At 52.6% G+C, this 14,388-nt stretch carries 12 protein-coding genes; 10 read left to right on the top strand and 2 right to left on the bottom strand.

Translation table 11 applies throughout. The features are described 5' to 3' along the window. The first annotated feature begins 16 nt into the window (after window positions 1-16). The 8 genes from R3I13_RS14140 (at window position 17) to R3I13_RS14105 (ending at window position 10,745) form a co-directional block, all read left to right on the top strand. Complete coding sequence (locus R3I13_RS14140; RefSeq protein ID WP_346318612.1) at window positions 17-2,398, top strand: glycoside hydrolase family 95 protein; 2,382 nt, start codon at window positions 17-19, stop codon at window positions 2,396-2,398. A gap of 15 nt (window positions 2,399-2,413) precedes the next feature. After that, window positions 2,414-3,889 (top strand): alpha-L-fucosidase, encoded by a 1,476-nt coding sequence (locus R3I13_RS14135; RefSeq protein ID WP_346318611.1) that lies wholly within the window; start codon window positions 2,414-2,416, stop codon window positions 3,887-3,889. A 146-nt stretch (window positions 3,890-4,035) separates the two neighbouring features. After that, complete coding sequence (locus R3I13_RS14130; protein WP_346318610.1) at window positions 4,036-5,676, top strand: sodium/sugar symporter; 1,641 nt, start codon at window positions 4,036-4,038, stop codon at window positions 5,674-5,676. Between the two features lie 41 nt (window positions 5,677-5,717). Next, complete coding sequence (locus R3I13_RS14125) at window positions 5,718-7,205, top strand: FGGY family carbohydrate kinase (RefSeq protein WP_346318609.1); 1,488 nt, start codon at window positions 5,718-5,720, stop codon at window positions 7,203-7,205. Window positions 7,206-7,216: 11 nt separating this feature from the next. Beyond that, window positions 7,217-8,545 carry a xylose isomerase gene (gene xylA, locus R3I13_RS14120; RefSeq protein WP_346318608.1) on the top strand — a complete coding sequence of 443 codons (1,329 nt, stop codon included), beginning with the start codon at window positions 7,217-7,219 and terminating at the stop codon, window positions 8,543-8,545. A 103-nt stretch (window positions 8,546-8,648) separates the two neighbouring features. After that, window positions 8,649-9,578, top strand: coding sequence for an aldose 1-epimerase (locus R3I13_RS14115; RefSeq protein WP_346318607.1), 930 nt, complete (start codon window positions 8,649-8,651; stop codon window positions 9,576-9,578). A 96-nt stretch (window positions 9,579-9,674) separates the two neighbouring features. Continuing rightward, window positions 9,675-9,860 carry a CsbD family protein gene (locus R3I13_RS14110; protein ID WP_209143006.1) on the top strand — a complete coding sequence of 62 codons (186 nt, stop codon included), beginning with the start codon at window positions 9,675-9,677 and terminating at the stop codon, window positions 9,858-9,860. A 108-nt stretch (window positions 9,861-9,968) separates the two neighbouring features. Then, window positions 9,969-10,745 (top strand): carboxypeptidase-like regulatory domain-containing protein, encoded by a 777-nt coding sequence (locus R3I13_RS14105; RefSeq protein ID WP_346318606.1) that lies wholly within the window; start codon window positions 9,969-9,971, stop codon window positions 10,743-10,745. 63 nt (window positions 10,746-10,808) lie between these two features. On the opposite strand, the gene R3I13_RS14100 is transcribed toward R3I13_RS14105, so the two are convergent. Continuing rightward, window positions 10,809-11,921, bottom strand: a complete 1,113-nt coding sequence (locus R3I13_RS14100) for a trypsin-like peptidase domain-containing protein (RefSeq protein WP_346318605.1) — start codon at window positions 11,919-11,921, stop codon at window positions 10,809-10,811. After that, window positions 11,905-12,459, bottom strand: coding sequence for a sigma-70 family RNA polymerase sigma factor (locus R3I13_RS14095; protein ID WP_346318604.1), 555 nt, complete (start codon window positions 12,457-12,459; stop codon window positions 11,905-11,907). Before R3I13_RS14095 ends, R3I13_RS14100 begins: the two co-directional genes overlap by 17 nt. A 146-nt stretch (window positions 12,460-12,605) precedes the next feature. Between R3I13_RS14095 and R3I13_RS14090 the strand changes: the two genes are divergently transcribed. Together R3I13_RS14090 and R3I13_RS14085 are read left to right on the top strand one after the other, a co-directional pair. Further along, on the top strand, window positions 12,606-12,812 hold the full coding sequence (locus tag R3I13_RS14090; RefSeq protein WP_346318603.1) for a hypothetical protein: 207 nt from the start codon (window positions 12,606-12,608) through the stop codon (window positions 12,810-12,812). A gap of 745 nt (window positions 12,813-13,557) precedes the next feature. Continuing rightward, window positions 13,558-14,388 (top strand): prephenate dehydratase, encoded by an 831-nt coding sequence (locus R3I13_RS14085; RefSeq protein ID WP_346318602.1) that lies wholly within the window; start codon window positions 13,558-13,560, stop codon window positions 14,386-14,388.

Raw genomic sequence — 14,388 nt, 5'->3', positions numbered from 1 at the left:
TATATCGTTTACAGTTATGAAACAGTTCCTCCTACTCCTGTTACTCCTCTCCAATGCCGCCATGGCACAGCAATCTATGCAACTGTGGTACAGGCAGCCTGCCGGCAGGTGGGAAGAGGCCCTCCCCGTAGGCAACGGCCGGATGGGCGCCATGGTGTATGGCCGCCCCCAAAAGGAAATACTCCAGGTGAACGAAGAAAGTGTCTGGGCGGGCGTCAAGTTCAATGATGCCAATCCCAATGCGTATAAAGTGCTGGATACCATCCGCCAGCTCCTTTTTGAAGGCAAGAACCAGGAAGCGCTCGTGATCGCGCAGGCCAACTTCCTAGCGGTGGATGCGGAAAATTCAAGCAAGACCGCCCGGGCTTTCCGCTCCCACCAGACGTTGATGAATGTTTATATAGATTACGGTTTCACCGCATACGACGATTATAAACGCAGCCTGAACCTGGAAACCGGCATCGCTGCCACCACCTTCAAAGTGAACGGCGTGGAATACAAACAGGAAGTGCTCGCTTCCGCGCCGGACAACGTGATCGCGGTGCATATCAGCGCATCGAAACCTGGTTCCATCAACGCTGTGTTCAGCATAGACAGGCCTGATACCAGGGACACCGCTTCCCGCTTCACCGATTGCAAAGTGACGGCTGCGGGCAATCAACTGGTGCTCAGCGGCCAGATCAACGACAGGAACGGCAGGGAAGACCGCGGCCCCGAAGGCCTGCATATGAAGTTCGCCGGGATATTGCAGGTAGTCAATAGCGGCGGCAGCAAAACCACAGCCGGCCAGGAAATACAGGTGAAGAACGCGAACGCTGTAACGCTCTACATCCAGGGCGCAACGAATTACAATCATACCAGACAGGATTTCGAGAATGCAGTTTCCGCGCTCAACAAATGTAAAAAGCTGCTGCAGGCCGCTGCTGTAAAAAGTTATGCATCTATCTCCGCCCGCCACATCCAGGATTTGAGGCCAATCATGGAAAGAGTCAGCCTCCGCATCAACGGCGAACATGCGGATGATATACCGACAGACGAACGTTTGAAAAGAACCAGGGAAGGCATTGAAGACCCGCACCTGGTCAGTCTTTTCTTCCAGTACGGCAGGTACCTGCTGGTATCCAGCTCACGCGCGCCGGGCGTTTTACCCGCCAACCTGCAGGGTATCTGGAACCAGCATATCGACGCGCCCTGGAATGCGGACTTCCACACCAATATCAATCTCCAGATGAACTACTGGCCGGCGGAAGTGACGAATCTTTCCTTCACCACAACCCCTTTATTCGACTTCATAGATTACCTCCGGCCGCAGGGGCGCATTACCGCGAAGAAGATGTACAACGCGCGCGGCTGGGTAGTGCATCACGCCACCGATGCGTTCGGGAAAACCGGCGTGCAGAACGGTGTGGCATGGGGCACTTTCCCCATGGCCGCCAGCTGGATGTGCCTTCACTTCTGGGAACATTTTGCATTTACGCACGATTATGCTTTCCTGAAGAACAAGGCATACCCCGTAATGAAGGAGCACGCGCAGTTCGTGGAAGATTACCTGGTGAAGAGCCCGGAAGGATACCTGGTGACCTCGCCCGGCAGCTCTCCTGAAAACCAGTTCGTGCACCCGGTTACCGGCAAACCCACAGGTTTAACTTATGGTCCTGCGATGGACAGCCAGATACTGCGTGAATTCCTCGGCAAATGTATTGCAGCCGCTAAAGCGCTCAAAACGGATTCCGCTGATATCGTGCGCTGGGAAGGCATCGTCGCGCAGCTGCCCCCCACCAAGACCGGCAAGGACGGCCGCATACTGGAATGGATGCAGGAATACCAGGAAGTGGAGCCCGGCCACCGGCACATCTCTCACTTATTCGGCCTGCACCCCGGCACGCAGATCACGGAGCAAACGCCGGCGCTCTACGAAGGCGCATTGCGCACGCTCACCGGCCGTCTTGCCAAAGGCGGCGGCCATACCGGCTGGAGCCGTGCATGGATCATCAATTTCTACGCGCGGCTGAAACAGGCAGACAGCGTGAGAAGTCACCTGCAGGCGCTTTTCGCAAAATCCACCTTGCCTAATCTTTTTGACAACCATCCTCCTTTCCAGATCGATGGCAACTTTGGCGGCACTGCGGGTATCGCTGAAGCATTGCTGCAGAGCCATGGCGATTACGTTGAGCTGCTGCCTGCCGTGCCTGCGCAATGGAGTTCCGGTAAAGTGACGGGCCTTTGCGCCCGCGGCGGTTTTGTGCTGGATATTACCTGGGAAAACGGTACGCTTGCCGGCGTGAAAGTACGCTCCACCACCGGCCGCAACCTTGTGCTGAAATACCGCCAGCACCTGTTGCCGCTGACCGTTGAAAGAGGGAAAGAGATCATTGTGCCCGTTGAGCAATTGTTATAAAACCACGTTTAACATATGAAGCCACTGAAATGTTTGTTATGGCTGCTATTGCCATTTACCGCTGCGGCGCAGCAGTACAAACCCACCTGGGAATCGCTGGACAGCAGGCCGGTTCCCGCATGGTTCGAGAATGCCAAGTTCGGGATCTTTATTCACTGGGGTGTGTATTCCGTTCCTGCATGGGCGCCTAAAGGCGTATATGCCGAATGGTACCAGTACTGGCTGCAATCCAAACGGGTAGGCGGCAACAACAATCCCAAGCCCACCGCTGTATACGATCATCACGCCAAAGTATACGGAGCTGATTTTTCGTACTACAAGTTCGCGGATATGTTCAAAGCCGAAGATTTTGATCCTGATGCATGGGCGAAGCTCCTTGAAAGATCCGGCGCGAAATACATCGTGCTCACCTCCAAACACCACGACGGGTTTGCGCTCTGGCCCAGCAAAGAAGCCACCAAAGCATTCAATACCCCCTGGAACGCGATGGATGCAGGCGCAAAGCGCGACCTGCTGGGAGATCTTACCGCCGCCGTGCGCAAAACGCCGGTGAAGATGGGTTTCTATTATTCGCTTTATGAATGGTATAACCCGCTGTACAAAAACAAACAATACAAGGAATATGTGAATGAACATATGATCCCGCAGCTGAAAGACCTCGTGAACCGCTACGAGCCGGACATCATCTGGCCCGACGGTGAATGGGAGCAGTCGGATACGCTGTGGCAAAGTCGTGAGTTCCTTGCCTGGCTTTACAATGAATCGCCCGTAAAAGATAAAATAGCGGTGAACGACCGCTGGGGCAAAGGTATGCGCCAGAAACACGGCGGTTATTACACCACGGAATACGAAGTAGGCGCCAAATTCGCCCGCCCCTGGGAAGAATGCCGCGGCATGGGCTTTTCATTCGGCTATAACCGCAACGAGGATATAGAAGACTACAACAGCGCCCAATCGCTCATCTACCTGCTGCTGGACATCGTAAGCAGCGGCGGCAACCTGCTGCTGGATATCGGGCCTGATGCGCAGGGGAAGATACCGCCCATTATGCAGGAGCGCCTGCTGCAGATCGGCAAATGGCTGGAGGTGAACGGCGAGGCCATTTACAACACCCGTGCCTGGAAAACGCATGTGCAATGGTCCGCAGGCCGGCAGGACTGGAAACCGCCGCATAGCGGCTACGTCAGCGGCGAAGTGATGCTCAAGCAGACCGTAGACCCGGACCCCGGTTACGCCCGCAAAGAGCTTTTCTTTACCGCAAAGGAAGATACTGTATATGCCATTGCGCCCATCCTTCCCGAAGGAAAGCTGCTGATCAGGAGCATACAGCCCGCGGCCGGCACGAAAGTGCAGCTATTGGGCCTGAAGCGGGACCTGCCCTTTAAAAAGGTGAACGGCGGCATCGAGGTGACCGTGCCGAGGCTGAGCGTGAAAGAGACGCCCTGCGAGCATGCGTTCGCGTTCAGGATCACGAAAGCTAAAGCCATATAATTGATTGTGAATGGATTGAGCCGGCCCGGGACAGACTGTTCCCGGGCCGGATTTTTTTATCCAATATTTTTAAATGTAGATTTAACAATTAAAAATAGTTTGCTATCTTGACACGCTATTGAATTTTCACGTTATTCTGATACAAAATGGAACATAAGCTTCTGAATCTGGATTACTTTGTTTTTGCCATTTACTTCGTGATCGTGGCAGGCTACGGTTATTATATCTATAACCGCAAAAAGAAAGCCTCCGCCGATACGAAAGATTTCTTCCTGGCTGAAGGATCCCTTACCTGGTGGGCTATCGGCGCCTCGCTGATCGCTTCTAACATTTCTGCGGAACAGTTCATCGGCATGAGCGGTTCCGGTTTTAAAATGGGCCTTGCCATCAGCACCTATGAATGGATGGCGGCTGCCACCCTGCTGGTAGTGGCCATTTTCTTCCTGCCTATTTACCTGAAGAACAAGATCTACACCATGCCGCAATTCCTGCTGCAACGGTACGATTCGAGGGTAAGTACGGTAATGGCCGTGTTCTGGCTGCTGCTGTACGTGTTCGTAAACCTCACGTCTATCCTGTACCTTGGCGCGCTCGCGGTGTCCACCATCTCCGGTTTCAGCTTTACGGCGTGTATGATCGGCCTGGCGATATTTGCAGTGATCATTACGCTTGGCGGCATGAAGGTGATCGGGTTCACAGACGTGATACAGGTATTCTTCCTGATACTGGGCGGCCTGGCCACAACTTACCTCGCGCTGAACCTCGTTTCGCAAAACGTGGGTACCGGCGGCGATTCCTATTCCATTAACGGCATGATGGAAGGCCTGGGCCTGCTGCGGCAGAAAGCACCGGAGCATTTCCACATGATATTCGATAAAAGCAATGAGAACTACATGGAGCTGCCCGGCCTGGCCGTGCTGATCGGCGGCATGTGGATCGTGAACCTGAACTACTGGGGCTGCAACCAATACATCACGCAACGCGCACTGGGCGCCGATCTGCGGACAGCGCGCAGGGGCCTGCTGTTCGCCGGTTTCCTCAAGCTCCTCATGCCCATCATCGTTGTGCTTCCCGGCATCGCAACTTACGTGCTGTGGAGAAACGGCATGTTCCAGGAAGAAATGCAGGGCATGGTAGACGGTGTGAAAAAAGTGAAGCCCGACCAGGCTTATCCCATCCTGCTGAACCTGCTGCCCGCCGGCCTCAAAGGCCTGTCGTTCGCAGCGCTCACCGCCGCCATTGTGGCTTCGCTGGCAGGTAAGGCCAACAGTATTGCAACGATCTTTACACTGGATATTTACAAACATTTCTTCAAGAAAGATGCTACCGAACAGGACCAGGTGAAAGTGGGCCGCATCGTGATCATCGTTTCCTGCATCATTGCAGCGATCGTGGCGCCCGCGCTGAAGAGCCTGGACCAGGGCTTCCAGTTCATCCAGGAATACACCGGCTTCATTTCTCCCGGCGTATTCGCGATATTCATCCTTGGCTTCTTCTGGAAGCGCACTACCGCCAATGCCGCACTGGCAGGCGCTGCGCTGGCGATTCCTTTGTCTGTATGGCTTAAATTCCAGTTCACCACATTGCCTTTCATCAACAGGATGGGCTGGGTGTTCCTGATCATCGTGGCGGTGATGGCTGTGATTAGCCTGGCAGACCCGCGCAGCAAAGACAATCCGAAAGCGCTCAGGATCGACGCTTCCATGTTCAGGCTTGATACCGCATTTACCATCGGCGCCATCCTGATCTGTGGGATACTGGCGGCCTTATACACGGTGTTCTGGTAAAACGAAACAACATTTTTTAGTTCTACGTATACGATAGTATTATGTTCCTGATAGGTTATGATATAGGATCTTCTTCCATCAAGGCTGCCCTGCTGGATGCTGAAACAGGCCGGTGCCTGGCGGCATCCACAGGGTCTGCCGGGGAGCTGGTCATGAATGTGCCCCGCTCCGGCTGGGCTGAGCAGGACCCCGAAATGTGGTGGCAGGAAGTGATCAAAGCTACCCACGGGCTTCGCCGGCAATACGATTTCGATCCTGCCGCGGTAAAAGGTATTGGCATTGCTTACCAGATGCACGGTCTTGTATGCGTGGATGAAAATCAGCAGGTACTGCGGCCGTCCATCATCTGGTGCGACAGCCGGGCTGTGGCCATCGGCGACAAAGCCGCGCAGGAACTGGGCAACGATTATACCCTTCCCCACCTGCTGAATTCTCCCGGTAATTTCACCGCGTCCAAACTGAAATGGGTGCAGCTGAACCAGCCCGGGATCTACGCCCGCATCAGGCATATCATGCTGCCGGGCGATTTCATCGGCATGCGGCTAACCGGTCAGCCTGCTACCACGCTCTCGGGCCTGTCTGAAGGTATTTTCTGGGACTTCGCGGAGCAGCAGGTTTCAAAACGTTTACTCGATCATTATGGTATAGACCGCAGCCTGCTGTCGCCCATAGTGCCCACTTTCGGCGAACAGGGGCGCGTAACGGAAAAGGCGGCGGAACTGCTTGGTTTACGTGCAGGCATTCCCGTTACCTACCGCTCCGGCGACCAGCCCAACAACGCGTTTTCGCTGAACGTGCTGCAACCCGGCGAAGCCGCTACCACGGCGGGCACATCAGGAGTGGTATACGCCGTTCACGACACTGCGGCCTACGATGCAGAAAGCAGGGTGAACACTTTTATGCACGTGAATCAAACGGAAACGGATATACGCAACGGTGTGCTGATGTGCCTCAACGGTACCGGCATTCTCAACAGCTGGCTGCGCGGCATTACCGGCGGGCTTTCATACGAGAGTATGAATGAGCTCGCTGCCAAAGCGCCGGTAGGATCGGAAGGATTGCAGATATTTCCTTTCGGCAACGGCGCGGAGCGCATCCTGGCAAACCGCCAGCCCGGCGCGAGAGTGGAAGGCCTGGAATTCGGCGTTCATCACCAGCAGCACCTGCTGCGCGCAGGGCAGGAGGGGATCGTGTTTGCGCTCACCTACGGCGTAGACATCATGCGGCAGATGGGCCTGCAGATCAGCCGCGTAAGAGCAGGCAAAGCCAATATGTTCCTCAGCCCGCTGTTCAGGGAAGCATTTGCCAATACAGTTGGCGTTACGATCGAATTATACAATACGGACGGCGCTTTGGGCGCTGCGAGAGGCGCCGGCATTGGCGCGGGCGTTTACAACAGCTTCCCCGAAGCATTTATTGGCATGGAATGCCTGGCGTCCATTGAGCCGGAACCTGCCCTCAGCAAGGCTTATGGCGAATCGTACGCTGCCTGGAAGAACCGCCTTGACGAGATACTTTCTATATTATAAAACTTTGAACAATGAATATCGTTACAGGAAACAAGACCTACTTCCCGACCGTGGGAAAGATCAGCTTTGAAGGCCCGCAGTCGGACAATCCATTTGCCTACAAATGGTACGACGAAACCAAAGTGATCAACGGCAAACCTCTTAAAGAACTTTTCCGTTTCGCAGTATCCTACTGGCACACCTTCTGCGGCACCGGCGGTGATCCTTTCGGTCCGGGTACGAAAGCATTTCCCTGGCTGACGGCCACAGATCCCGTACAGCAGGCGAAAGACAAAATGGATGCTGCATTTGAGTTCATCACCAAACTGGGCGTTCCTTATTACTGTTTCCACGACATCGACCTGGTGGACGAAAGAAGCAGTCTTGCACAATATGAAAGCCATCTGCAGCAGATCGTTGAATACGCAAAAGAGAAACAGAAAGCCAGCGGCGTGAAACTGCTCTGGGGCACTGCAAACGTGTTCAGCAACCCCCGTTATATGAACGGCGCCTCCACCAATCCTGATTTCGCCGTGCTGGCCTATGCCGGCACACAGGTCAAAAATGCGCTGGACGCAACGATCGCGCTGGGCGGTGAAAACTATGTGTTCTGGGGCGGCCGCGAAGGTTACATGACCCTGCTGAACACCAATATGAAAAGAGAGCTGGACCACCTGGCCCGCTTCCTCACCATGGCGCGCGATTACGCCCGCAAACAGGGTTTCAAAGGCACGTTCTTCATCGAGCCCAAGCCTTGCGAGCCCACCAAACACCAATACGACTACGACAGTGCAACCGTGATCGGCTTCCTGCGCGAATACGGCCTAGATAAAGATTTTAAACTGAACATCGAAGTGAACCATGCTACCCTGGCAGGCCATACCTTCCAGCATGAATTGCAGGTGGCGGCAGACGCTGGCATGCTGGGCAGCATAGACGCGAACCGCGGCGATTACCAGAACGGCTGGGATACAGACCAGTTCCCCATGAACCTTAACGAGCTGGTGGAAACCATGCTCGTGATCCTGGAATCCGGCGGCTTTGCAGGTGGCGGTGTGAACTTCGACGCAAAAGCGCGCCGCAACTCCACCGACCTGGAAGATATTTTCCACGCACACATCGGCGGTATGGACGCATTTGCCCGCGCAGCTATCGTAGCGGACAAAGTGCTGAGAGAATCTCCCTACCGCAAATTCCGCACGGAGCGCTACGCTTCCTTCGACAGTGGCCAGGGTAAAGCCTTTGAAGAAGGCAAGCTGCAGCTGGAAGACCTCCGCGCTTTCGCCGTTGCCAATGGCGAACCGAAGCAGACCAGCGGCAGGCAGGAATGGCTGGAGAACATCATCAACCAGTACATTTAACAATAACAGGAATTATCAATAGCAATAAAAGGGCGTCGCAACAGCGGCGCCTTTTTCGTTGAACTTTTTAATGCCATTTTGTATTTTACCGCAAATTGACAGCATGGGATTTAGCATAGAACACCTGGAGGAGAACGGTTTCTCCATTATTGCCCTGAAAGACGATGCAGGAGCGGAAGTGCAGGTCATTCCCGCATATGGCGCGCTCCTTCATGCATTCATTGTGCCGCTCGGGGAGGGGAAACTGAATGTGATAGACAGTTATAAGAACATAGGCGACCTCAACGCCGGCGTTACCGGCAGTTTCAAAAGCGTAAAGCTCAGCCCTTTCGCCTGCCGCATCAAAGACGCGCATTTCAGCTGGCAAGGCAAAGAATATACCGTGCAGAAATCGCCCATCCACGGCCTGCTGTACGACCAGGCATTTGCCATCACCAAAGAGGAAGTGACGGACAGCTATGCGGAGATCTCCCTGGAACATCATTACCCGGGCACAGACGCGGGTTATCCCTTCCCGTACAGCTGTGAGGTGCAATACCGCCTGCTGCCTGATCAAACGCTGCAGGTAACCACCGCCATCCTGAACCAGCACTCGGCGCCCATCCCTATGATGGACGGCTGGCACCCGTATTACAGCACCGGCACCCCGGTAGACCAGCTGGAGCTGCAATTCTGGTCCAAAGAGATCGTGGAATTCGACGAAAAGCTGATCCCCACCGGAAAAGTGCTTCCTTTCAATGGCTTCAGCACAAGCAAAAGCCTCAGCGGCGTGAACCTGGATAATTCCTTCCTGCTGGACTTCAACCGCCAGGCGCCGCTCTGCACCCTGAGAGACCCTGTGAAAGGCGTGCAGATCGAGTTTTATCCTGAACAGTCTTACCCCGTACTGCAGGTATACACGCCGCCTCACCGCAACAGCATTGCCATCGAAAACCTGACCGGCGCCCCCAATGCCTTTAATAATGGCATGGGTCTGGTAACCCTGGAAGCCGGCGAAAGCATGCTGTTTACCACAGCTGTGCGTGTAAAATAGCTACCATGGCTGATCTTGATTAAAAACAGCCGTTTGGCACAAACTTTGGAATTCATATCATGAACCCCTCATTTTTCACAATTAAAATGTCATGATATGGACATCCTGATGATCAAGGACCGGTGGACGGAGATTAAGAGCAAGCTGAAACAAATGTTTGATGATCTGACAGATAAGGACCTGTATTACGAACAGGGAAAGGACGACCGGCTGATCGGGCAGATACAGATCAAGCTGGGCAAATCCAGGGATGAGGTAATATCACTCATCCGGTCCTTGTAAAAAAACAGTATAACGGCAATTCCCGGGAGAACGGCGCACTCCCGGGAATTGATATTTATATTACATTCGTGTATTAACTATTCTCAAGGCACAATTGTTAGTAAATACATGATCAACAGACTGTTATTAGTTACCATGCTTTCCTTCCTGCTTGCGGGAAGCACGCTGCACGAGGCCCGGGCGCAGGAATTGCAAAACCCTGTTACCCTCCGTGGCCAGATCACCAGTACAGACGGGCAACTGGTACTTTACCCCGCAACGATCCGGAATAAAAACACCGGCGCCAGGGTGTTTTCGGACCAGGGCGGTTATTACCGCATCAACGCCAACCCGGGAGACCAGGTATTGATCTCGTTCATCGGTTATGTGTCTGACAGTGTAACGGTTACCAACGTGGCCGGCACGCAGATTTATAATGCACGCCTGAAAATGAAGGAACGTTTCCTTCCCCAGGTGGAAGTATCCGGCCGGTGGAACCCTTACCAGCTGGACTCTATAGCGCGTTATGAAGAATTCAGGCCTTTCCTCGAAGAAAAAAGCCATACCCTGGTGGATACTTCCAAACGCAGCAGCGGCGGTTTCGGGATCACATTCAGTCCTTTTACACGAGGTTCCCGGCAGCAGAAAGACCTGCGGAAATTCAAAAAGCTGTATGAGCAGAACGAAGTGCAGCAGTATATAGACTACCGGTATTCCAAGAGTTTTGTGAGCCGGGTAACCGGGTTCACCGGCGATACCCTGCTGCAGTTCATGCGGGTGTACACGCCGTCTTATGGCCTGCTGCGCAGGATTCCCAACGAAGACCTGATCGTATGGATATCCGTCAGGGCAAAGCAGTGGCGCGAGAATCCGAAGGTAATACTGAAAGAGAACGACTTGCAATAGAATAAAGAAAGGGCCGGATCACTCCGGCCCTTTTCTTTTTATTTTTCATTTCTAATCTGCGGATCAGTTATACACTTTTACCATATACACGAACTCTTCCAGTTTCTTAGCCTGTTCTACACGGTTGAGGCCGTTCAGCTGGCTTTTCTGTTTCAGGTCCTTGCGGCTGAATTTTTCTTTCGGTAATTCATCCAGCAGGCGTTTCAGGTGGCCGGACTTCACGGCAAACGCGATGCCGTCTGAAGAAGATTGTTTGCCGGTGATGATACCCACCACTTCGCCGCTGTTATCCAGCAGCGGGGCGCCGCTGTTGCCGGGGTTTACGGGGATGCTCACCTGGTAAGCGAGGGTATCGCCGTTGAAGCCGGTCTGTGCGCTGATATATCCCATGCCGTAAACGATCTCATCTCTGGGGAAGCCCATGCTGAATACTTCCTGGCCGAGGCGGGAAGATTGCAGCTTGAGGGAATACGGGAGCGGCGAGGTCCGGAACCCGGAATCCGCCACGCGGAGCACTGCCAGGTCGCTGGAAACATCTTCGAAGATGCTCACCGCTTTGAAGGCTTCTCCTTTGTTGTTTTGGATATAAATAGAATCTGCCCCTGCGATGACGTGGTAATTGGTTACCATATAGCCGTTCCGGCTGATGGCAAAGCAGGTGCCGCCATAGGTGCCGGGGTTGAGGGGAGGATTGTTTTTGCTGTTGATATCGCGGATGAGGGCGTTCTGCGAGCGCTGGATGTTGTTCAGCACGCGGCGTACGTCTTCATACTTGGATGTGTAGGATCTTTTGGCCGAATTCTGCATAACGGCCATGGTGGCAAGGGAAGTAACCAGGGCTATGGAAGCTGCGGCGGCAAGGTCCAGCCAGGTACGGCGGCCGCGCATCTGCACTACCGGTGTTTTGGCGGGCGCTGCGGCAGGTATCCCGGCCCGGGCATGGATGGCATCCATGCGGCGGAGAAGGTCTTTCCGCATGCCGTTGGCCCTAAGCTGCTGCAACAGCTGCTGGTGCTCGGTAACCTGCCGGTCTATTGCGGAATCCCTGCGGCGGAGGGATTCAAACGCCTCTTTTTCGGGGGCGCTCATCTCACCGTCGAGGTAGCGTTCAATTTCCTGTATTAAATGTATATCGTTCATCACATCAGCCTCCGTGGCTCTATTTATATGGTGCAAAGAATAATTTCTTCAGTCTCATCAGGCATTTGTACTTCTGGTTCTTGGCGTTTTCGGCGTTGGTATACCCGAAACTCTCCGCGATCTCCTGCATGCTCTTACGATGGATATAATACTCTTCCAGGATGGTTTTGCAGGGCTCGCCGATCTTTCCCATGGCCTCTTCCATCTGCCGGAACTGCTGATCCCGCTCCAGGTGGGCTTCCAGGGCTTCTTCCGCGGCGGTGGTCTTTTCCAGTTCCTCGTGAATGGGGCCGTTGAAGGCCGAACTCTGTAACTTCTTGAGCCACAATCTCCTGCAAACGGCGTAGAGGAAGGTTTTCAGGCGGGAACTTAACACAAATCCCCCCTCGCGGACCTTTTCGTACAGCACGATCATTGCTTCCTGGAAGATGTCTTTGGCATCGTCCTCCGACCCATTGTTCTGCAGGACCATCTTGGCGATCATCGGGAAATTCTCTAAATAGATGGTTTCCAGTGACTTGTCGTCATTTGCAGCCAGTCCGTGCAGTAATTCCTGATCCCTTTCTATGTGCAAAAGATTATTCACTTATTAATACAATTAGCGGCTTTTAGTAACCCAAAGTAGGAAAAAAATATTTTTTTCAAATGGCGGGTTACCTTTTAAGGATTCCCGGAATAAAGAATAAATCTCATTTCAAATAAACCTTAAAAACATTCAAAATGAAAAAAGTTGGTTTCTTAGCACTCGCTCTCGGTCTGTTTGTTGCAGCTTGTAACAACGCTGGTACTAAAACTGAAGGTGATTCTACCGCTATCGACAGCACTATCAACCAGAGCGTAGACACAACTCCGGTTGTTGATTCTGCCGCCCTGGCTCCTGTAGACTCTGCAGCTGCTCCTGCTGCTGACTCTGCTGCTAAACACTAATTATAGGCAAGCAAGAAGGATATTCTATCCGAAGCCTCCTGTTGAAAAACAGGAGGCTTTTTTTATTATTGCGGAACACACCAAAAATTTAAAGGAAAGAAACTAGGGCTGTGCCATTTCGGGGCTATGGGCTCAGCTTTCCTTTAAATTTTTGGTGTGTTCCTTCATTTGCAGTAATAAAATGGTACTTCCTTTCCTGGATTTAATGTTTTCGTCTTATTCTTATCAAATTCCTCTCCGTTTTTCTTTTCCCAAAATATTTGCTATAGCACCCAATCAGGCGCTTTGCTGCTGATATTTTACTTTCTTATTGGTGTTTTTAAATAATATCTATGATAATGAGTATTTTATTTGATGTTTTTTATATTTTTATGCTCCTCTTTGAATAATTGGAATCCTGCCTTACTTTTGTTCTATCAAACAAACAACAATGCAACAACGCGCTTTCGGTTACTTTTACGGCTTTTACTTTTTCTGGTACCAGAAATAGGAGGTTCGTTTGTGCTGAAAATGCTGAAAAAATATAACGGGCCTCCTGGAAAGGGGGCCTTTCTTATTCACATGATATCCGGTAAACAAATTATATGTCACAAAAGAGCTTTAGCCTGTATTTCTTTTACTTTTTCTTTTATCACGAAGAAAGCGGGACTCTCTTGTAACAACGGTTTATCATAAACGAACAAACGAAGGGTCCCGCGGAAAGGGGGCCCTTTTTTATTGACTCAATTATTCATATTCACAGCTCATGCGTATAGCCATACAAGGATTTGAAGGGTGTTTTCACCAGATCGCCGCAAGGAAATACTTCGGCAAACAAACTGAGATCGAAGCCTGCGCGTCGTTCCCGGAACTGGTAAGGAAAGTAGTGAACGCCGACGGCGCCGCGGACGCCGGCATGATGGCCATTGAAAATTCCATCGCCGGAAGCATCCTGCCCAACTATAGCCTGCTCAAGAACTCCGGCCTGCACGTGATCGGGGAAGTATACCTCCAGATCAACCAGCAACTGATGGTACTGCCGGGCCAAACCATCGAAGACGTCAAGGAAGTGCACAGCCACCCCATGGCCTTGCTGCAATGCATGGACTTCCTGGCCAAATACCCGCACATCAAGCTGGTGGAAACGGAAGACACGGCGCTGAGCGCAAAACACGTGCGCCAGAAGAAGCTGAAAAGCACCGCAGCCATCGCGGGAGACCTTGCAGCGGAGATCTACGAGCTGGACATCATCGGCCGGAACATCCATACCGCCAAGAACAATTACACCCGCTTCCTGGCGATCTCAAAAAATGGCGTGCAGCCGCCCGCGGATGCAAACAAATCTTCCGTATATTTCCAAACTTCCAACGAGAGCGGAAGCCTGGCCAAAGTGCTTACCCGGATAGCGGCGGAAGGCATCAACCTGAGCAAGATCCAGAGCTTCCCGATCCCGGCGAAAGAGTGGCATTATTACTTCCATGCAGACATGGAATTTGAATCCCTGGATCATTTCCAGCAGGCGCTGAAAAAGATCACACCGCTCACGGAGCATCTCACGGTGCTGGGTATTTACAAAAAAGGCAATACGCATACCTGA

The sequence above is a fragment of the Chitinophaga sp. YIM B06452 genome (assembly GCF_039655965.1).
Lineage (GTDB): Bacteria > Bacteroidota > Bacteroidia > Chitinophagales > Chitinophagaceae > Chitinophaga.
This window is presented reverse-complemented; position numbering and strand designations above follow the sequence as displayed.

Coding starts and splice junctions, on each gene's coding strand:
- R3I13_RS14110 (WP_209143006.1), top strand. CDS start 9,675: ATGGACATCCTGATGATCAAGGACCGGTGGACGGAGATTAAGAGCAAG.
- R3I13_RS14140 (WP_346318612.1), top strand. CDS start 17: ATGAAACAGTTCCTCCTACTCCTGTTACTCCTCTCCAATGCCGCCATG.
- R3I13_RS14085 (WP_346318602.1), top strand. CDS start 13,558: ATGCGTATAGCCATACAAGGATTTGAAGGGTGTTTTCACCAGATCGCC.
- R3I13_RS14115 (WP_346318607.1), top strand. CDS start 8,649: ATGGGATTTAGCATAGAACACCTGGAGGAGAACGGTTTCTCCATTATT.
- R3I13_RS14090 (WP_346318603.1), top strand. CDS start 12,606: ATGAAAAAAGTTGGTTTCTTAGCACTCGCTCTCGGTCTGTTTGTTGCA.
- xylA (WP_346318608.1), top strand. CDS start 7,217: ATGAATATCGTTACAGGAAACAAGACCTACTTCCCGACCGTGGGAAAG.
- R3I13_RS14105 (WP_346318606.1), top strand. CDS start 9,969: ATGATCAACAGACTGTTATTAGTTACCATGCTTTCCTTCCTGCTTGCG.
- R3I13_RS14130 (WP_346318610.1), top strand. CDS start 4,036: ATGGAACATAAGCTTCTGAATCTGGATTACTTTGTTTTTGCCATTTAC.
- R3I13_RS14125 (WP_346318609.1), top strand. CDS start 5,718: ATGTTCCTGATAGGTTATGATATAGGATCTTCTTCCATCAAGGCTGCC.
- R3I13_RS14135 (WP_346318611.1), top strand. CDS start 2,414: ATGAAGCCACTGAAATGTTTGTTATGGCTGCTATTGCCATTTACCGCT.